The organism is Aquisphaera insulae (genome assembly GCF_011064615.1).
Taxonomy (GTDB): Bacteria; Planctomycetota; Planctomycetia; order Isosphaerales; family Isosphaeraceae; genus Aquisphaera; species Aquisphaera insulae.
The window spans coordinates 259521-279222 of sequence record NZ_JAALJH010000001.1; the positions used below are offsets into that span (position 1 = coordinate 259521).

At 68.3% G+C, this 19702-nt stretch carries 12 protein-coding genes; 6 read left to right on the forward strand and 6 right to left on the reverse strand.

Translation table 11 applies throughout. The annotated features are described in order from the left end of the window. Window positions 1-21: 21 nt before the first annotated feature. The 4 genes from G6O54_RS00940 to G6O54_RS00955 form a co-directional block, all read right to left on the reverse strand. A complete protein-coding gene (locus G6O54_RS00940) occupies window positions 22-693 on the reverse strand; it encodes a 7-cyano-7-deazaguanine synthase (RefSeq protein WP_250846649.1) in 672 nt (223 codons plus the stop codon). Window positions 694-753: 60 nt separating this feature from the next. After that, a complete protein-coding gene (locus tag G6O54_RS00945) occupies window positions 754-2166 on the reverse strand; it encodes a CCA tRNA nucleotidyltransferase (protein WP_165219252.1) in 1413 nt (470 codons plus the stop codon). Further along, on the reverse strand, window positions 2159-2803 hold the full coding sequence (locus G6O54_RS00950) for an RsmD family RNA methyltransferase (RefSeq protein ID WP_165219254.1): 645 nt from the start codon (window positions 2801-2803) through the stop codon (window positions 2159-2161). Before G6O54_RS00950 ends, G6O54_RS00945 begins: the two co-directional genes overlap by 8 nt. A gap of 81 nt (window positions 2804-2884) precedes the next feature. Next, window positions 2885-3724, reverse strand: coding sequence for an HAD-IIA family hydrolase (locus G6O54_RS00955; protein ID WP_165219256.1), 840 nt, complete (start codon window positions 3722-3724; stop codon window positions 2885-2887). 1236 nt (window positions 3725-4960) lie between these two features. Here G6O54_RS00955 and tal point away from each other — a divergent pair. From tal to G6O54_RS00970, 3 genes are all read left to right on the forward strand, one after another. After that, window positions 4961-5935: a transaldolase gene (tal, locus tag G6O54_RS00960; RefSeq protein ID WP_165219258.1), complete on the forward strand. Its 975-nt coding sequence runs from the start codon at window positions 4961-4963 to the stop codon at window positions 5933-5935. 141 nt (window positions 5936-6076) lie between these two features. Continuing rightward, window positions 6077-9478 carry a carboxypeptidase regulatory-like domain-containing protein gene (locus tag G6O54_RS00965; protein WP_165219260.1) on the forward strand — a complete coding sequence of 1134 codons (3402 nt, stop codon included), beginning with the start codon at window positions 6077-6079 and terminating at the stop codon, window positions 9476-9478. Between the two features lie 64 nt (window positions 9479-9542). Then, window positions 9543-10784 carry a carboxypeptidase-like regulatory domain-containing protein gene (locus G6O54_RS00970; RefSeq protein ID WP_165219262.1) on the forward strand — a complete coding sequence of 414 codons (1242 nt, stop codon included), beginning with the start codon at window positions 9543-9545 and terminating at the stop codon, window positions 10782-10784. A 25-nt stretch (window positions 10785-10809) separates the two neighbouring features. Here G6O54_RS00970 and G6O54_RS00975 read toward each other — a convergent pair whose 3' ends face one another. Continuing rightward, window positions 10810-11007 (reverse strand): hypothetical protein, encoded by a 198-nt coding sequence (locus G6O54_RS00975; RefSeq protein WP_165219264.1) that lies wholly within the window; start codon window positions 11005-11007, stop codon window positions 10810-10812. Window positions 11008-11152: 145 nt separating this feature from the next. Between G6O54_RS00975 and G6O54_RS38490 the strand changes: the two genes are divergently transcribed. The 3 genes from G6O54_RS38490 (at window position 11153) to G6O54_RS00990 (ending at window position 16255) form a co-directional block, all read left to right on the forward strand. Further along, window positions 11153-14011 (forward strand): tetratricopeptide repeat protein, encoded by a 2859-nt coding sequence (locus G6O54_RS38490; RefSeq protein WP_165219266.1) that lies wholly within the window; start codon window positions 11153-11155, stop codon window positions 14009-14011. 276 nt (window positions 14012-14287) lie between these two features. Beyond that, complete coding sequence (locus tag G6O54_RS00985) at window positions 14288-15454, forward strand: DUF937 domain-containing protein (protein ID WP_165219268.1); 1167 nt, start codon at window positions 14288-14290, stop codon at window positions 15452-15454. Between the two features lie 105 nt (window positions 15455-15559). Next, window positions 15560-16255 (forward strand): hypothetical protein, encoded by a 696-nt coding sequence (locus tag G6O54_RS00990; protein ID WP_250846650.1) that lies wholly within the window; start codon window positions 15560-15562, stop codon window positions 16253-16255. Window positions 16256-16263: 8 nt separating this feature from the next. Here G6O54_RS00990 and G6O54_RS37245 read toward each other — a convergent pair whose 3' ends face one another. Continuing rightward, window positions 16264-19617 carry a tetratricopeptide repeat protein gene (locus G6O54_RS37245; RefSeq protein WP_205678636.1) on the reverse strand — a complete coding sequence of 1118 codons (3354 nt, stop codon included), beginning with the start codon at window positions 19615-19617 and terminating at the stop codon, window positions 16264-16266. Window positions 19618-19702: the final 85 nt, after the last annotated feature.

Sequence of the window (19702 nt, forward strand, 5' to 3'; positions counted from 1 at the left end):
CTCCCGGCACGGGCCGGCCCATCAACTCGCGTAGCGTGTCCGGTCGGGGACCGCTGCATTCCGGAACCCCTCTCGTCGCTCCGCGCACTTGTTGCAGCAACCGCAGTGCAGGCCGTCGATCGGTCGCAGGCATGAGAAGGTGAGATGGAGCGGGAGGTCCCTCCCCTTCCTCACGACGTCTGCCTTGTCGAGCAGGCCGAAAGGACGCACCAGGCGAGGGCCGCCGTCCATCCCCTGTCGGAGTACCGTCTCCAGGCTGCTGAAAAACCCGGTCGTGCCGTCGGGAAACGGGTTCGCCGCCAGGCATCCCAGCGTCAGCAGAGAGATCCCCCGCACCCGGCACCAGACCGCGGCCTTGGCCGTTAACAAGATGTTCCGACCCGGCAGGTAGACCTCCTCGGCGGGAGTGTCCGCGCCCGGCACCGGGCCGGTCCCGGTGCTCCAGTGATCTCCATAGACATCGCGAATCGGCTCGTCCAGGACCACGAGAGGCTCCAGTCCGGGCCCCGAGATCGCGGCGACGAACGCCCGCGCGGCGGCGAGCTCCCTCTCCTCCCAGCGGAGCCCGCCGCGGATGAAGAGCGGATGGACCCGCTCGTGGTCGTGCCTCATCTCGGAGAGGAGGACCGCGCTGTCGAGGCCGCCGCTGAGGAGCACGGCCGCGGAGTCACCCCGCGTTCCGATCGCTTGCAACGTCTGGACCTCCCGGGCGCCGACTCCGGTCCGAGGCGGTCGCCTCGACTCGATGCCATTCTAGGAGGGGGTAACCCCCCCTTCAACCGGCGAAGCCGCATCGCCGCCCCCCTCGCCGGCATGCCAGGACGGCCAGCGACCGGTCGACCGGTAATGCTCCACGCACTCGGAAGCCTCCCGCTTGTTCTGGATCCGGCCCTCGAGCTGGGCCTCCCGGATCGACTCCAGGATCGAGGCGAAGTGGGGCCCGGGCTCGAGGCCCAGCCGCACCAGGTCGTGGCCCGTCAACAACGGGGCGGGATTGATCGGCCCCGACGGCTGGTGCTCGAGGTAGTACTCGCAGTAGTCCACCTGCTCGGTGTCGCCCGTGGAGGCCAGGGCGTCCGCCCGATGCAAGGCCAGCAGCTCGTCGATCCCCGGCTCGGCCAGCATCCGCTTGAGCTTGGATTCGCGGAGCCGCTTCGCCTCGCCCAGGTACTGGTGGTTGGTTACAAGCCAGGTGACCCGGTCCCGCTCCGCGTTGGACAGCTTGAGGAGCCGGCAGAATCGCTCCGCGATCCGGCCCCCGACAACGTCGTGCGCGTGGAAGGAGGTCTTCCCATGATGCTTCCCGCGCGTGCTCGGCTTGCCGATGTCGTGCAGCAGGGCCGCCAGGGCGAGCGGGAAGCTCGGCCGCGGGCCGAGCAGCTTCAGCACCAGCATGACGTGATCCCAGAGGTCCCCTTCGGGCTGGATGGGCTTCCCCTGGAAGAGCCCGCGCATGTCGGCGAGGGGGGGGAAGATCGTCCCGATCAGCCCGACCTCGAGCGCCAGATCCATGCCCCGATCGCGAGTCTCGTGGACCAGCATCTTCTTCAGCTCCTGGGCGATCCGTTCGGGAGAGACCGTGACGACCTCGGCCGCCATCGAGCGAATGGCCCGGTACGTCTCGCGCTCGATCGCGAGGCCGAATCGCGCGGCGAAGCGGATCCCTCGGAGGAGCCGCAGCTTGTCCTCTCGAAATCGCTCCCGAGGATCCCCGATGGCCCGCAGGCGGCGCCTCCTCAGGTCGTCCAGGCCGCCGACGTAGTCGACGACCCGGCCCGACTCCGGGTCCAGGAACAGGCCGTTGATCGTGAAGTCCCTCCGCGCGGCGTCCAGCTCCGGCGAGCTGAACGAGACGGACGAAGGGCGCCGCCCGTCCACGTAGGCGTCGTCGCTCCGGAAGGTGGCGATCTCCACCTCGATACCTCGCATCCGAGGATGGCGGACGCGGACCACGCCGAAGGCGATCCCGACCGGGATCGCCGGGAACGGGAGGATCTTCATGACGGCCTGGGGGCGGGCGTCCGTGGCGACGTCGTAGTCGGCCGGCTCGAGGCCGAGCGTCAGGTCGCGGACGCAGCCGCCGGCCCAGAGCGCCTCGTGGCCGGCCCGACGGAGCAGTCGGACGACGTCCAGGGCGAACTCGCGGCGGGCCGCGGCATCAGTCATCGACCGCCTCGCCTTCTCTGGGGGGATTGGGCTCCTCGTCGATCTCGACCGAATCGCCGTCGTCAGCCCCTCGATCTCCCTCGCTCACCAGCCGGATCGCAACCTGCGTATCGCCGTAGCGCCGGACGTCCCAGGAGCCGAGGTCGGGGATCACGTCGTCGAGGTCTCGTCCCGCCTCGACGGCGATCAACGAGCCGGCCGGGAGCCGTTCGAGGAGCCCGCCCAGGAGCTGACGGAGCGCCGGCTGGCGGGTCTGATAGTCGCGATAGGGCGGGTCGAGGAACACCGCCAGGGGAGACGTCCCGTCGGGCTGGTAGGTTCGCGCCCAACGATAGGCGTCGGCCAGGCGGATGGTGGCCCGGTCCTCGTACCGAAGCGTGGCGACGTTGCGGTGGATCAGGCCGACGTGCTCGCGGTCCTTCTCCACGAAGATGGCCCGCTCGGCGCCCCGGCTGAGGGCCTCGAGTCCGATAGCTCCCGTGCCGGCGAAGAGGTCCACGGCCAAACGGCCCGGCATGAGGTCGCCGACCATGTTGAAGATCGACTCGCGGACCAGGTCGCTCGTCGGCCGCATGTCGGACTTCGCGCGGGGACCGTCGAACTTGTGGCCTCGTCGCTGGCCGGCGATGATCCGCATGGCCGAGGTCTCCCACCTGCCCCGCGGCGGCCCTTCGCACGAGATCGGGGCGGCGTGCCCATCACCGGGCCGGCTGCGGAGTCATTCCGGTATCTGTCGTTGATTTTGCCAGAACCGATGCAGCTCCGGCAAGTTTCGGGCGATGAGGTCCGGTCGCGGGGACTGGCCGTCGACGGCCCGATCTCCCCGGCCGTCGATCCAGACCGTGAACATCCCGGCGGCCCGGCCGCCGACGATGTCCGAGGCCATGTTGTCGCCGACCATCGCCGCCTCATCGGCCCGGCAGCCGAGCCGTTCCAGGGTCCGCTCGAAGAGGGGTGCATAAGGTTTGCCGATAACGATGGGCCGCGCCTCCGCGGCCGTGGCGACGGCCTCCACGAGCGCGCCGCAGCCGGGGTCGAAGGCGTCCTGGGCGACCGGAAAGCGGGCATCCATGTTGACCGCGAAGAAGGCCGCGCCCGCCGCGACGGCCCTCGACGCCGCCCGGAGCCGGCCGAAGTCGAACGCCGGGTCGTTCCCGACGACCACGGCTTGCGCCCGGGCCCAGTCCTCGAGTGGGAGGACATCATGGCCCGCGGAGGCCAGCAACTCGTCCATGTCGGCCGTCGCCAGGGGGAGGACCCGTACTCGGCCGAGCCGGCGAACGATCTCGTCGGCGACGAGGTCGAACGCGGCGACAACGTCCCGCTCGCCGGCCGAAATCCCCATGCCGGTCAGCCTGGCGGCGAGGACGGCCGCCCCATGCCGGGAGGAGTTCGAGGCGAAGACGACCGGAATGTCCGACGACCGAAGGGCCGCCACCAGCTCGATCGCGCCCGGGAGCAGGGTCGAGCCGGCCCAGATGGTTCCGTCCAGGTCGAACGCGAACCCGCGCAGCCGCCCCAGCGACGGCCCTGGCGCGTTCGTTGTTTCGCCCTCCATCCCGCCTTCCTCCTGCATTCGTCCCTCGCCCCTCGACTCGGCGCGATCGCCCTCAGTGTATCAGTCCCTCCACGATTTCCCAGCCGGGTGATCACGGCTGACCGTCGACTCGGCCACCAGTGCCAGGGAAGATCCCCCCCTCCGCTCATGAGCCCCTCGACCCTTCGCCGTGGCATCCCGCCCACCGACGCAACCCAGCGGACCATCGATCGCACCCCAACCAGTCGAGTTCCGAACCAGGTCCGATTTGGGTTCGCTCGTCGCGCGCCCCGCGTCACGCGACAACCACAAATCCTTTGCCTCTATCACTTTATGTGTGTTTTTCGATTGGCTTTGCCGGCACCGTCCCGAGAGGGTTCGCTTGAGGGTCCGACGAGCCGGGCAATTGGCACGGAGCTGCGGGTGGGTGGCCGCGGTGGAACACCACGGGAGAGCAAGCCGTAGCGCCGGACGAGCTTTGCTGTCAGGCCGGGGCGGTCCCGTGGTGGAACACCACAGCCACCCGGCGGCTCGGGCTCGGCGCACCTCTGTCGGTCACGTCGGATTTGGCTTCGCTCGTCACGCAACCCGGGCCGCATGATAACCACAAGTCCTTAATCTATTGCACTTTATATTCGTTTTCTCGATTGGCTTTGCTCGTCGACTTCGGACGCGGCGAGATCGGATTCAAGGTCGGTTCCGGCCTCGGAGCGTGCGACCAAGGTTCCGGGCTGGTGGGCCGGGCGTCACGATCTGTGTCCTCCAACGCATCGGAGATCGATTTCGGAGGTCCGCGCGCAGCCTCGCCACGAGGCGGGGGCTCTATAGAGAGAGTGCGCCATGTTTCGCGATTTTCGTTCGTCGCTGGCGAGATTTCTCATCCTCACGCCGGCGCTCGATCCGCGAAGCCGGCGCAATTGATACCGTCGTTAGCCACGCCAGGATCGATCGGACCGACAGGGCGGGTTCGCCATTCGTCTGGGTTCGGTCCACTCCAGGCCGGTCCGCATCCATCTCGTCGGGACCGATCACGCCGGCTCTCGCGCGTGCCTTCGCGGTGTCGGCCGAGCATCGACCTTGCACGTCTTCCCGGGCGGTGATCCTTGGAGGAGGGCGGACGATGGTGGACCCGGTCTGCAAACTGCTAGAATCTAGTCAGTCGGCCCGACGCGTCCATTCCAGGGCCGCATGCTAGCGAGTTTGCACCAGATCTTCACGGGCTGTTCGTGGGCCCGACGCGACCTGGAGGAGGCCGAGATGAACCTGCTCGAACAGCTCAAGTCGATGACCATCGTGGTGGCCGATACCGGCGACATCGAGTCGATCGCCCAGTACCAGCCTCGAGATACCACCACGAACCCCTCGCTGCTGCTCAAGGCGGCGCAGATGCCGCAGTATGCTCACCTGCTCGACCAGTCGATCGCGTTCGCGGACTCCCTGGGGGGATCCGAGGACGGCAAGCTCCAGGCCTGCATGGACAAGCTCGCGGTCAGCTTCGGCAAGGAGATCCTCCAGATTGTGCCCGGGCGCGTGTCCACGGAGGTTGATGCCCGCCTCTCGTTCGACACGGAGGCCACCATCGCCAAGGCGCGGCACCTGATCGAGCTCTACGAGGCCGACGGTATCTCCCGCAACCGGATCCTGATCAAGATCGCGTCCACCTGGGAGGGCATCAAGGCCGCGGAGACGCTCGAGAAGGAGGGCATCCACTGCAACCTGACCCTCCTCTTCGGCTTCGGCCAGGCCGTCGCCTGCGCCAAGGCGGGCGTCACCCTGATCTCCCCGTTCGTCGGCCGGATCCACGACTGGTATCTCAAGGATCGGGGCGTGAAGTCGATCGAACCGACCGACGATCCGGGCGTCCACTCGGTCCAACGCATCTACAACTACTTCAAGAAGTATGGCTTCAAGACCGAGGTCATGGGGGCGAGCTTCCGCAATACGGGCGAGATCCTCGAGCTCGCCGGCTGCGACCTCTTGACGATCTCTCCCGAGCTGCTGGGCGAGCTCCAGAAGGCCGACGGCAAGCTCGAGCGGAAGCTGTCTCCCGAGTCGGCGAAGAAGCAGGACGTCCCCGAGACGGCGATGGACGAGAAGACCTTCCGCTGGATGCTCAACGAGGACGCCATGGCGACCGAGAAGCTCGCCGAGGGCATCCGCAAGTTCGCGGCCGACATCGTCAAGCTCGAGCAGTTCGTCGGGAAGCGGATGAAGCAGGCCGTTGGAGTCTGAGGGGGTCTGATGTCCACCTCGCTTGTGCTTGCCCTTGGCCTCGCGTCGTGCACTCTACCCTCGACCGCTCCACCCGACTCGATCCGAGTGACGGTGCAGGAGAGAGGATCCGGACGCCCCCTCGCGGGGGCCCGGATCTGGATGGAGCCGAACCAGGCCGGTCCGGCGTCCATCACCAACGAACAAGGGCAGTTCGAGGTTCCTCCATCCTCGGCCTTCGTCGTCGCGCCCGGCGACGGTCAGCTTGGGCCCATGTTCCGGCTCCGGGCCGAGGACGCACGGGCCTGGCGGTTGGAGCTCGACGACGATCGCGAGCCGGGGAACTCTCAGAACCGGACGGCCCTCGACCAGGTCACTCCGCAGATCCAGGCCCGCTGGAAGGGCGAGGGACCCGAGGCGGTACTGGTCGTCGAATCCCCGCCCGTGGGCGAGGTCGAGACGACCGTCCGCGGGCCCGACGGCGCCCTGCTCGAGGATCGAGCCGTCCAGCTCGTCATGGGCGACGAGGGGGGAAATCTCGTCAGGGCGGCACTGGTCTATGCCGGCAAGACCGATCGCAACGGCGGCATCCGATTCCGAGCCTTCGAGGGCACTCGGCCGTTCGCGATCCGGGTGCCGGGGGTTGGCTACGGGGCCACGGGGAGGGTTGAGATCGTCGCCGGCCAGGTTACACGCACCACGCTCCCGCCGCTGGCTCGCTTTGCCCGCATCGAGGGCCGCCTGGCCCAGGGCCTGCTGGTCGTTGGAACGACCATCGCCCTGCACCGGGGACCGTTCGGGTATGAGGTCGGTCCGAGGACACCTTGCGACGACCAGGGACGCTTCACCGTGGTTGACGTCCCCGCGGGAGAATGCCGCCTGTCCATCTGGAGCGATTCGAAAGAAGGCACGGCATCCTCGGCAACCTTGAACCCCGAGCCCGGCCAGGTGCTCAGGGACGTCGTCATCAACGACCGGAAGCCCGCATCGCCGGAGGTCATCAGGGAGAGCCAGCGAGTCAATCGCGGCATGAACGGCGACCCCAAGGCGATCCTGACCTGGGTGGAAGGCACGGTCCGGGACGAGAAGGGCCGGCCTTTGCCCGCGGCCACGCTCTATCTGCGCACCCAGCATCACGGCGGCCGTCGATTGAACGAGGAGGTCCACCGGGCGACGTCCGGCGGGGACGGGAGGTATCGTTTTGAGGGCCCTCTGCTCGCTTCCATGGGGACGATGACGATCGTGGCGACGGCGTCGGGCCGGCCCCCGGTCGTCGCCTACGCTCCCGGTCCCAATTCGTATCAGGACGAAAGTCAGCGGAAGCCAGCGCGACTGGACGTGACGCTCGCGCCGGCCTCGGCGGCGGCCTCGGTCCGGGTCCAGGTCGAGGAGGACGGCAAGGGGCTGGAGGCAGTCCCGATCTGGCTTTCACCCGTCGATGGCGTGCTGCTCGACCAACCGGGTTACGCCGGCGCGGTGAGGGTCACCGAACGGGACGCCTTGACCGACCTCGTATCCCCCCTGAGGCGGTCGGATCAGGAGGCCCTGGCACGGTTCGAGAATCTGATGCCCGGCACCTTCCAACTGACGGCGGGCGTCGCTCCCGAGATGATGGCCTTCCCCCAGCTTTTCGGGGGAGGCCAGTCGGCGCCCCCCTCGGGGATCGTCCGCGGCCTGGCCGTCCCACCCGGAGGCCGGCTCGAGGCCAGGATGGGCGTGTATCCGCATCGCGACTCGGCCCGAATACGGCTCCTCGCCCCCGATGGCAGCCCGGTCGCGGGGAGGCCGATCACGCTCCGATTCGGGCGTGGATCTGAGACCACGACGACCTTCGTCAACACCGATGCGGAGGGAGTGATCCAGTTCCAGTTCGGCAGCCCGGGCTTGTGGACGGTGGAGCTCCTCTATCAGAACGCGACCTCGTCGCGATACTCCGTCCAGGGTGAGCCGTGCTATCGAGCGGAGAGCACGATCGCGGTCTCGCCCGCGGCCCCCCGCGAGGATCCCGTCACGGTCCGCGCCGTCCGTCGCGAGCCGGGTTCGATCCGCGCCCGGCTCCTCGACACGGCGGGCAAGCCAGCATCGGGGAGCATTACGATCGTGGGACCGTTCGCGGATCCGACCGATCCGATCGGGACGACCGACGCCGCGGGCATCGTGACCTTCGCCGATCTCCCCTCGGGAAGATATCGGCTCCTCGGTTTCCTCCGGGACCGATTGCAGGCCCCGCTCCCGCAGACAGGACGGAATCATCTGGAAGATGAGGCCCTTCGGGACCATATCATCGTCTTCGAGCGCGAGGTTGACGTGACCTCGGGAGCCGAGGTGTCGATCGACCTGAAGGCGGAGCCCGTCGGATACGTGCGTGCGGTCTTGAGGATGCCCCGGGATCAAGAGGCGTCCGATCCCTTCGTCAGCCTTCGGGATGACGGACCGTATCAGAGCTACCGCGGCTTCGAGCTGGATCGCCCGACCCGAACCTACCTGATCGGCCCGCTTCGCCCGGGACGGTGGCCGCTCGAGATTCAGGAGGACCCAAGGGATGCAGGCACCCCGACCGCACGGCGCTGGTCGTTTCCGATCGATGTCCAGGCGGGCCGGGTCATCCACACCGAGGTTGACGCGGGGCCTGCGAACGCGGAGACCATACAAACCACCTCGAACCGGCCAGTCGGCCTGGACCTGGGGGGCATTCGCCTCTTCGACTCCGGTCCGGAAGGCTTTTCCGCGACGGTTGTCCAGGCCGATGGCGAGTCGCCCGCCTACGCCGCGCGGGCCCTCTTCTGGCCGGCCGGCGGTCGCGAACCGGTGGCCCGCGGCATCGCCGACGGCGCCGGAGGCCTCACCTGGGCGGGCCTCTGGATGTCGACGGGTCGTTCCCACGCGAAGGGGCTGGAGCCGGTGAAGCAGCCAACGATCGCCGCCTGGCTGCCGGGTCGAAGCGGGCCGGTCGTCGCGGTCGTCGACCCGTCGAAGCCTGCGCGGCTGGTCCTGCCGCCAACGGCTTCAGCCGCCGGACGAGTCACCCTGGGCGGACGCCCGGCGACCGCTCGCGACCAGGCCCAGATCCGGGTCGTGATCGCCGCCGATGGCCGTGGCGTCCTCGGGCCGGCTTTCGACCGCGAAGTCACCTCCGATCCCGAGGGCCGGTTCGAGTTCCCCGACCTGGCCCCCGGCCGTTACCAGGTCCAGGCCGTTCGCGACGACATCTGGCTGTCGGAGGCCGTTCCCATTGAGGTGGTGGCGGGGCAGCGGCCCGTCCCGGTCGATCTCGACGTCCCGGCGCCGGGGGCCTCGGTGGAATTGACTCTCGTTGGTTCCGGGAACCGACCGGTCGCCGGACGATCGTTCACGATCCGTCGCCGGGCCGGCCCCATCACGACCGTCCCGTTGTCCTACCGGACCGACGATCAAGGCGCCGCGCTCGTTCGAGGCCTGGAGCCCGGGCTCCATTCCCTCCTCGTGGAAGGTGATTCCGGAGCCCACGGCTTCCAGGTGCCGAGGGCCCAGTCGGAAGGGACGATTCCGAAGATTCGGGTGCAAATCTCCGGTCGGGAGCCCTGACCGATCGGCGACTGGGATCCTGTTGCTCGGTGGAAGCCGATCGGCTTCGACACGGGGGACGCACATGGCCCACGGCATCGTCCTGGCGGCGTTGTTGGTCCTGGGCCAATCGCCCGCGGTCGGAGCGAGACGATTGGACGCCGCGAAGCCGTCGCTCCCGGACGCCAGCGACGAGGCGAAGACGCAGAACGCCCGACTGAAACGCACGTTCTTCGGCGATATCAACAAGACGATCACCTGGGTGGAGGGGATCGTTCGCGACCCGGACGGCAGACCGTGCCCCGGAGAGGTCGTCTACCTGAAGGCTCCCTGTCACGACACGACGTGGCGGGTCAACCTCGACGTTCGCAAGACGATCACGGACGAGTCGGGTCGTTACCATTTCGACGGCCGGTTGTATCCCCTGGTGGATACGATGACGATCCTGGCGACCTCCCACGGTCGACCGCCCGTCGTCGGCTTTGCGCCGGGGCCGGATCCCGCCCTGGAAGACGACGAGCGGGAACCGGCCCGCCTTGACCTCACCTTGCCCAGGTCCGGGACCGGGACGTCGTTGCAGGTCCGGGTCGTCCACGACGGCCGGAACCTGGAGGGAATCACGGTTCGGCTCGCCGCGGGTGACGGGAGATTCCTGATCGGTGGCGGCTGGGAAGGGACCCGGTCCAAGGGCGTACTTGGCGAGTTCGAGGATCTCACCGAACCCATGGCGCAGACCGGGAGCGACGGCGTGGCGCGGTTCGAGAACCTCGTGCCGGGGACCTTCGACGTTTTCGCGGGCTCGTATCCGAACCTATCCGAGCTCAGCGCCCAGTCCGGTGAGATCGCACACAATCGGCCTTACGGATTGGTTCGAGGGCTCGTTCTCGCACCGGGGGGCTCGGCCAGCACGGTCGTTCCGACGTTCGTGGGCGAGGACGCGGAACGGGAGCAGTTCGCCGCCCGGAAGCCCACGACGTCCTACAGCGGAAGGATTGATCGGATGATCGGCGGGATCCCCGTCCTCGACTCGAGCCCCCGGGGATTCTCCGTCACGGTCCTCCTGCCAGACGGCGTCACGCCGGCCTATGCCGCTCGTGCACTCTTCTTCGCGCCCGGTTCTCGGGCGGCGGACGCCCAAGGCATCGCCGACGGTGCCGGCCGACTGACCTGGTCGGGCGACCAGATCAAGCCGATCGAAGAGAAGGTCAAGCGAGATCCTCCGCAGGCGCCGACCATCATCGTCTCGTCGCCCGGAGTCGACGGTCCCGTCGTGGTAACGCTCCGGTCTGGGGACCCGATCCGGCTGGTCCTCCCCGCGACGCCCTGAGAAGGTCTCAATCCGACCGGACGTCTCATCGCCCCGCCTTGACCGGGAAGTCGCCCCAGAGCTCGACGATCTGGCCGTCCTCGAGTCTGTCATCGGCCTGATCGCTGACCGGCGTGGGCTGATGGAATGGGCCGATCTCCACGGCAGCGGGGGCAGGCCCCTCCGTCGGAATCGCGTCGATCGGCTCGGGGAGGGGCAGGCCGATGGCGTCGCCCTCGCTCACCGGTTCGGCGTCGAATCGAAACGAAGCCAGGCCGAGCCATGATTGCGCCTGAATGATCCTCGTCAAATCCTCGGCCCCGTGCAAAGGGAGGGAACGCTTTGGTAAGGTTGAGGACGTCGGACCGGCTCGACTCAGGAGGATGGACATGGGACATGGGATCGTGTTGGCGGCCTTGATGATCCTGGCCCAGGCGCCCGCGGACGTTCCGAAGGGGCTGGACGCCGCCAGGCGGCTGCTCCAGAACGGTCGCTACGCCGAGGCGGACGAGGCCTACGCATCGGCACTCGCCGACGCCGGCAAGCAGCCCGGCGGTGCCACACCGGCCGTGAGGGCCGCCGTCGCCCTGGGTCGGGCCGAGTGCCAGGCCAGTCAGGGCGAGACGGGGAAGGCCGTCGAGGGACTCAAGGCGCTCATCGCCGAGCAGCCGAAGAATGCGGAAGGGATCGCGAGACTCGCCGACCTTCACTTCCTGAGAGGGGCCTGGGGGGACGCGGAGGCCGCCGCGAAGAAGGCCCTGGAGGTCGCCCCGGACCACATCCCGGCGCGCTGGGTCGTGGCGCGGCTGCTCGAGGCGCGGGGCAGGCGTGAGGAGGCGATTGCGGCCTGCAAGTGGTTCGTCGATCACCGCAACGGCCGGCCCGACGACCTCGCCCGGAACGCCGAGAACCTGCTGATCGTCGGCCAGGCGGCCGAGCGCTATTATCGCTCGACGGCCCGGGGCGAGGACCTCAGCGGGGCTCTCAACGACGTGATCAACGAGATCTACGAGGCCGCCCTCCGGGCCGACCCGAATTGCTGGCAGGCCCCCTGGCTGGAGGGGAAGCTATTCCTCTCGGGCTACAACGAGCGGGCGGCCGCCAAGGAGCTGGCCCGGGCGCAGCAGATCAACCCGCTCTCGCCGGAGGTGCTCGTCACGCTCGGGCAGGCGGACCTGCAAGGCTATCGGCTCTCGGCCGGTCGGAAGAAGGGGGAGGCGGCCCTCGAGATCAACCCGCATTTCGGGCCGGCCCACGTCCTGCTGGCGGACCTGAACATCTCCGACGAGCGATTCGCCGACGCGCTCAAGGCCGCCGAGAAGGCGGTCGCCGAGAACCCGCGCGACGAGGACGCCCTGGGCCGGCTGGCGGCCTCGCGGAGGCTGCTCGTGGACGCGCCCGGGGCGCAGGCCGCGGAGCTGATGGCGCTGGCGAACAGCCCGCGGCCCGCGACCTTCTACGCGGCCGTGGGGGAGCGACTCGCCGATCGCCGCAAGTATCTCTCCGCGGAGCGCGCCTTCCTGCTCGCCGCCCAGGCCGATCCCACCCGCGCCGATGCCCCGATCGGCCTGGGGATGCTCTACATGCAGATCGGCCGCGAGGCCGAGGCGCGGAGCCTCTTCGATGAGGCCTTCGCCGCCGACCCGTTCAACGTCCGGGCCGACAACATGATGAAGGTCCTCAAGCACATGGAGGCGTATTCCCCGATCGAGTCGCGGCACTACAGCGTGCTCGTGGATCCGACCCAGGACGAGCTCCTGGGGAAGTACATGTCGCGCTACCTGGAGTCGATCTTCGACGAGCTGACGACCCGCTTCGGCTACGTCCCGCCGGGACGGACCCGGATCGAGATCATGAAGAACCACCAGTGGTTCAGCGGCCGGACCATCGGCCTCCCGTTCATCCCGACCGTGGGGGCCTGCACGGGCAAGGTCGTCGCGCTCGCCAGTCCGAAGGCCACGGGTAAGCCCTTCAACTGGGCCCGCGTGCTCAAGCACGAACTCGTGCACGTGATCACGCTCCAGCAGACCGAATTCAACATCCCGCACTGGTACACCGAGGCCCTCGCCGTCGAGAGCGAGGGCTTCCCGCGGCCCCAGGAATGGAACAGGATGCTCCTGGAGCGAGTCCCCGGCCGGTCCAAGCTCCTGAACCTGGACACCATCAATCTCGGCTTCATCCGCCCGAATGAGGCCGAGGATCGTCAGATGGCCTATTGCCAGGCCCAGCTCTACGCACGCTACATGCTGAAACGCTTCGGGGACGACGCCCTGATCAAGTTGCTGATGGCCTACCGTCGCGGGCTGACGACCGACCGGGCCATCCGTGAGTGCTTCGGCGTCGACAAGCCCGATTTCGAGAAGGGCTATCTCGCCTACCTGGACGAGGTCATCAAGACGATCCGGGTCCGCGTGAACAGCGACGAGAAGCCGGTCAAGTTCTCGCAGCTCGAGCGGCAGCTCAAGCAGAAGCCGGACGACCCGGACCTGAACGCGCAGATGGCCTACGAGCACTACGCCCGCCGCGACTACAAGGCGGCCCGCCCGCTCGCGGAGAAGGCCCTCTCGCTCAGGCCGCATCATCCGCTGGCGAGCTACGTGAAGGCCCGGCTGCTCACGACGATCGGCGATGACGACGCGGCCCGGTCCGTCCTGGAGCCGGCCCTCGACGAGTCGAAGCCGGACGAGCGGGTCGTCGATCTCCTGGGACAGCTCCGGATGAAGGCCGGCCTGCTCGACGAGGCGGAGAAGCTCTTCGAGCTGGCCCGCAAGGATAACCCCTACAACACCAAGTGGATCGCCAACCTGGCCCGGATTCACGTCCGGCAGAAGCGGACGGATCAGTTCCTCAAGGATCTGGCGATGATCGCGGCGAACGACGCCGACGACATCACCATCCGCAAGGAGCTGGCCGAGCGGCACCTTGCCGCGGGCCGGCCCGGAGAGGCGGCGAAATGGGCCGAGGAATGGCTCCAGATCGACGTCTACGACCCCACCGCCCACGTCATCCTCGCGGACGCCAGCGCGGGGACCGGCAAGCTCGCCGGGGCGATCGAGGAATACGAGACCGCGCTCTCCTTGAAGGTGAAGAAGCCGAACGACGTTCGCACCAAGATTGCCCACGCCCAGCTCGGCCTCGGCCGACGTGACGACGCCCGGAAGACCCTGGAAGCCATCCTCAAGGAAGATCCCGGCCACCCCGAGGCGAAGAAACTGCGAGAGTCCCTGGACTCGACTCCGGGAGGATGACGCCCGGGGCCGCGCCTCGTCTCGGCGTCGGCTCGATTCGGCGGCCCGGTCCCACCGGAAGCGGGTGCTCGGACGGGATCCTGCATCGGTCGTCGCGGCGCCGTTTCACATGCATTCACCTACAAAAAGGAGAGCCTAGGCCGGTTGGGAGTTGCTTCTTTGCTGCTTGCGCGTATTGAGATGAGGCGGGTGAGCATTTAGCTCGAGCTGGCATGTAGTCGATCGACCTCCAGGATGGAGAACCGATCACCACCTCTCTCTCTCTTGAGGGTCTTCATGAACATCATTGATGCGATCAAGGGGCAAGTCACGGGCGAGGTCCTGAGCAAGATCAGCGCGTTGCTCGGCGAAAGCGAGGACAGGACGAAGAGCGCACTCGGCGCCGCGGTCCCCGGATTGCTGGCGCTCCTGAGCAGCCTGGCCTCCACGAGCGGGGGAGCGGACAAGCTCGCGAACGCGCTCAAGACGGTGGATCCGAGCAAGGATGGCAATCTCGGCGATGTCCTATCGGGTCCGGATCTGTCCTCGCTTCAGGAGAAGGGGATCGGCTGGCTGTCGTCCCTCTTCGGATCCGCCGCGCTGCCGATCATCATCGGGATCCTCGGCAAGTTCGCCGGGGTGGGAGCCAGTCAGCTCAAGGGCCTGCTCGGGACGCTCGCCCCGTTCATCCTGAGCATGATCGCCAAGCAGTTGTCGGGCAAGCCGCTGACGTCGCAGACGGTCTCATCCTTCTTCGAGGACCAGAAGGCCAACATCAAGGCCGCCCTCCCGCCCGGCCTCTCGTTCGCGGATGTTCCCGGCCTTGGCAGCTTGACCGGCGCGGCCGGCGCGGCCGGCCATGCGGCCCAGAAGGCGGCCGCGGCCGCCCGCGACGAGGCCGCCGGCCTGCCGGGGTGGCTGCTCCCGCTCGTCGGCGTGCTGGTCCTGGGCGGACTGGCCTGGTACTTCCTGTCGGGCAACGAGGCCCCGGTCGTGGCACCGGACCAGGGCGATGCCAACCGCGCCCGCGTCGAGCCCGCTCCGACCAAGGGGGCCCCCGTCGCCAAGTCCGAGCCCGACGCGTCGAAGTCCGCGCCGGTCGTGACGGCCGCACCCGTCGCACCCGCCGCCGAGGCCGTCGCGCAGGTCTCCACCCTCACCAAGGATCTCGGCTCGGCCTACACGACCCTCGCCGAGATCCTCGGCAGCGTGAAGGACGGCCCCACCGCGGAAGCCTCCCTCCCCAAGCTGACCGACCTGTCGACCAAGGTTGATGGATTCAAGGGGATCTACGACAAGCTCAACGAGGCCGGCAAGGCGGCCATCGCCAAGATCGCCACGGAGCAGCTCGGCAAGCTCAAAGACGTCGCCGACACCGTCCTCAAGGTCCCCGGCCTCTCCGACAAGTTCAAGGAGATCCTGCAGGCGATCCTGACCAAGCTGGCCGGCTTCAAGGTCGGCTGATCCTGACCCCCGGTTCGCGACCTACCCCTGGAACCAGGCCCGGCATTCCCTGGGATGCCGGGCCGGTTCGCGCGCCCCTGCGATTGCACCAACAGGAAGACCACCATGCTCGCGCGATTGACGATCCGTCGTCTGACCTTGTCGCTCGTCTCCCTGGTCCCATTCGCCATCTGCACCGCGTCCGGCCAGACTCCGGCCCAGCCGAAGGTGGCTCCGGGGCCGGGAGAGCCGGACTGGAAAGTCCTGCTGGAGGAACGCTACGGGCTCTCGATGTTCGGGGACCTGAAGAACCCGGTCGAGACCACCGCCGCGAAGGCGATCGGCCGCTTCCGCAGGTCGGGCCCCGGCGAGGTGACGTTCACCCCCCTGATCGCGCTCGGGCTCCCCTCGAGATCACGATGCGGATGGTATCGCACGGGCCCGGACGGCCTGCCGGTCAAGCGCCCTCTCTGGACCTACACGTTCAAGAACACCGCCGAGGACCTGAAGGCGGACCGGAACCTCCCGCCGCCCCTGGAAGCCGGCTCGGTGACCCGGTTCGATCCGGGCGACGGGCCGTTCGGCCTCTGGGCGTCGAACGACCGGTTCGACGACGGCGGCGTCTTCACCGAGCCCGCCGTCGTCGCGGCCGTCAACGCCCGCCTGAGGAAGCAGCCCTACAAGGCGATGATCTACCCCGTCCGGGATAGGACCACCGGCAAGGATGTCCCAGGCAGCTACCTGATCGGCTGGGAATACTCGGATAACGACGACTTCCAGGACATCGTCTGCCGGATCGACAACGTCATCCTGGTCAAGTAGGCCGCGGCTCAGGACCGCGGCTTGGACGGCTCGACCGCGGGCTTTGCTCCCTCTGGCTTGGCAACCTCGGGCTTGGGGGCCTCAGCCTTGGCGGCCTCGGGCTTTGGGGCCTCGGGCTTTGGGGCCTCGGGCTTGGGGGCCTCAGCCTTGGGGGCTTCAGCCTTGGGGGCCTCAGCCTTCGAGGGGGCCTCGGGTGGGACGGCACGGCCCATCTGATCCATATAATAGGCCATGAGGGGGCGATAGGGAGTGGACGGTTCGAGCTTGAGCGCCCGAGAGAAGGCATCGGCGGCGCGGTCGGGCGTGCCGGATTCGAGCAGGCAGACGCCCAGCTCGAATTCCCAGCCGGCTTGCTGGCCCAGCAGGTTCGCGAGGGTCAGGTCGGTGCTGGCCGCGCTGACGAGGTCGCCTCGGCTCACGAACTGGGCCGTGCTCAGGGCCCGGCTGGTGCGTTCGTAGCGGAGCCGAGGGATGGCCCTCTCCTGCCAGAAATTGGCCGCGGAGAGGTAGTTGCCCAGCAGCAGGTAGATCAGGCCCTGTCGCCGGTAGGACGCGCCCGGCTCCGATCCGAGGGACGGGTCTTCCGACGCGCCGACGGAGAGCAGCTCCATGGCCCGGTCGGGCTGGCCGGTCGAGCAGTAGAGGTCGACCAGGAGCGGCTTGACGATGACGGGGCTCATGTTCTGGTGGTACGCTTCCTCCAGCTCGCTGATCGCCCGGCCGACCGCCCCCTGCTCGCGGGCGTACATCGCCTTCTCGACCGGCCCGGCGGATCGCTCCACCTGGAGGTTGAGGGTGTTCTCGTCGATCTGCTGGACTCGCTCCGAGAGCTCGGCGAGCTGCTGCTCGTAGCGGGCCCGGGCGTCGTCGGGCAGGTCGCCGCTCTGGCTCATGTCCAGGAGCATCTGGAGCCGATCGCGGGCGAGGTCGACGAAGCCGGCCTGGCCGAAGAGCTGGAACAGCTCGTACGTGAGCTGCCCGAGCTCGCGACGGTCGTCGGCGGTTTGCGGCGGCGGATTGGTCTGGATCGCGTAGTTGAGCACGGTGACCCGCTGCTGGAACCGAAGTCCCAGGGCCGTGTAATTCGGCGAGAGCATGTTGATCCGGGGCAGGTTCTCGGCCGTCACGGGCATGCCCCCCAGGATCGCGGTCTCCTGGGAAGACAGCAGGCGGTAGGCGAGGTTGAGGAGGCGGTAGGCGACCCAGTCGTCCGGATTCCTGGCCAGGGCGGTCCGGGCCTCCCGGATGGCGAGCAGGCAGCGGGCCGGATCCGGGGTCGAGGCCTCCGCCGTGTCCGCCCCGATCCCCTGGAGCCATCGAATCGCCGCGTTGGTATGCGGCTCTGCGAGCCCGAGGATTCGGTTGCGGAAGATCTGGTCGATCCAGGTGGTCGGCGTCGGCGGCCGGTCGGCGGCCGGGATCGCGGACGAGATCCGGAAGGCACGCAGGTTCGGATCGAGCCGATTGTTCTGGAAGGCCTTCCGCTCCGCTTCGGGCGCGTCCGCTCGGCCGAACAGCATGGTCAGGCCGTCGTCGTAATAGGGGATCCAGCGCGGGCTCCGTGAGAGGCGGCGGACGGTCTCCGGCGCCCCGTCCGCGTCGATCATCACGGTGTTGACGCCCAGCCGATCGAGGGCGGGCTTCCAGGTCTCCTCCTCGTCGTTCCTGAGGGCGAGCCTGAGCTTCCTCTGCTCCTCGAGCAGGCCCTGCGGGAAGACGTTGGAGCGGTCGTCATAGAAGTTCTTCCGCCCCGGGTAAGCCTTCCAGACCAGGGCGTCTCCCTGGGCGGCGGTCGAGTTGAAGACATTGCCGACGATGTCGTTGTTCCGTGCCAGGAACTCGGAGGCCTCGAAGGGGAACTCGCCGGGGTCGTACGAGAAGCCGAACCGCGGCTGGCCGGGGACGGTGAGCCAGCCGGTGATCGCGACCCCGACGAAGAAGAAGAGCAGCGAGAGCGTCACGAGCCGCCCGCCGGTGGACCAGGCGTTCCATCCCGAGCCGAGCCGGCCCCGCGTGCCGAACTTGTCGAGATACCATTCCTGGCCGTTGAGCGAGGCCACCGCGGCGAAGACGACGGCGTATTCCTGGCGAAGCCCCATGAAGAGAGCCCAGAGCGCGGCCGTCAAGGCGAACGGGAGGAAGCGGGTCCAGGTGAACCGGCGGGCATTGACCAGGAAGCTCGCCAGGCCCAGGCAGACCATGACGAGGTAGAAGACCGTGAACCAGTACCACGACTTGTAGAAGCTCTGGATCTGGGAGCCGAAATAGGAGATCTCACCCGCCCGGGCAATCTCACTCGCCGCGAAGACGCGGCCGAACGGGGACGCGGCGGCGACGAACGCCCGGTACGTGAACGGATTGACCAGGCAGGCCGCGACGCTCAATCCCAGGATCAGCCAGACCAGAGAGGTCCCGACCGGACGCGGCAGGTCCCCGATCGAAGGCTTCTCGACCGGCACCCCGGGGTCTTCCGGAGGGGAGATCGCCTGGTTCCCCGCCGCGGACCCGTCGAGCATCCGCCCGACCGCCGACGCGGCCAGGATCAGCAAGCCCAGCAGGAAGGACTCGTCCAGGTTGGCCCAGACGATGAACAGGGGGATCAGGCCGTAGAGCGCCCTCGTCTTCGCCCGGTTGAAGGCGCGGTGGAGCAGCAGCAGCTCGATCGACAGGAGCAACGCCCCCCAGGTGCTCGGCGCGACCGCACCGGGCCCGGCGATCCCCCCCGGCTGGATGCGGATGAACGAGCCACCCCCGGACGCGCCGGGGCCGATCAGCACGCCGAGGGCCACCGCCGTGCAGAGTGCCGACCACCAGAGCCCGGGCCCCGGCCGCCGAATCCTCATCAGCACCCAGGCCGTCAGGAGCCGCGCGATCGCCCCGAGGGCGATCAGGCAGCCCACCCCGATCTGATCCGCGGAGGCCACGTTGCCCGTCGGATCAGCCGGATTCACCGGGACGAAGTCCCGCACCGCTCGATAGAGCGCGGAATGGCTCAACTGGAAGAGCCAGGAAACGTCCGCCCACGACGCATCGGGGTTCGAATAGGAGAAGATGTTCCCCAGCGCCGGCGTCCCCTTGGCGGCGATCAGCTCGCCGGTCTTGAGGTGGGTCCAGAGGACCGAGTTCCGCGCGTCCACCCGCACCGCCGAGGCCACGAACACGAGCAGGAGCGCCGCGAACATCACGTAGATGTCATAATAAGCGTTCCATTCGAGGACGCGTTCGGGCGTCCACGGTTCGGGCTCGGGGAGGGGCTCGGCTGCGTCGGGGGCGCTCGCGGCGTCGGGAGCCTGGTCCGGGGTCGCTCCGGCCAGAGGGGCGTCGGCATCCGGTGAGGGCGGTGTCGCTTGGGGGTCTGACATCAGTGGGGACCGCAATTCGCGATGAGGGATGGAAAATGGCGCAAGGGAGGTCGACCGCGCACTCGGTCGACTCGTGATCAAAGCC

Bases quoted from the DNA above. Each gene is read 5' to 3' on its own strand.
- G6O54_RS38490 (WP_165219266.1), top strand. From the start codon at position 11,153: ATGGGACATGGGATCGTGTTGGCGGCCTTGATGATCCTGGCCCAGGCG.
- G6O54_RS00950 (WP_165219254.1), bottom strand. From the start codon at position 2,803: ATGCGGATCATCGCCGGCCAGCGACGAGGCCACAAGTTCGACGGTCCC.
- tal (WP_165219258.1), top strand. From the start codon at position 4,961: ATGAACCTGCTCGAACAGCTCAAGTCGATGACCATCGTGGTGGCCGAT.
- G6O54_RS00970 (WP_165219262.1), top strand. From the start codon at position 9,543: ATGGCCCACGGCATCGTCCTGGCGGCGTTGTTGGTCCTGGGCCAATCG.
- G6O54_RS37245 (WP_205678636.1), bottom strand. From the start codon at position 19,617: ATGTCAGACCCCCAAGCGACACCGCCCTCACCGGATGCCGACGCCCCT.
- G6O54_RS00945 (WP_165219252.1), bottom strand. From the start codon at position 2,166: ATGACTGATGCCGCGGCCCGCCGCGAGTTCGCCCTGGACGTCGTCCGA.
- G6O54_RS00965 (WP_165219260.1), top strand. From the start codon at position 6,077: ATGGAGCCGAACCAGGCCGGTCCGGCGTCCATCACCAACGAACAAGGG.
- G6O54_RS00985 (WP_165219268.1), top strand. From the start codon at position 14,288: ATGAACATCATTGATGCGATCAAGGGGCAAGTCACGGGCGAGGTCCTG.
- G6O54_RS00955 (WP_165219256.1), bottom strand. From the start codon at position 3,724: ATGGAGGGCGAAACAACGAACGCGCCAGGGCCGTCGCTGGGGCGGCTG.
- G6O54_RS00990 (WP_250846650.1), top strand. From the start codon at position 15,560: ATGCTCGCGCGATTGACGATCCGTCGTCTGACCTTGTCGCTCGTCTCC.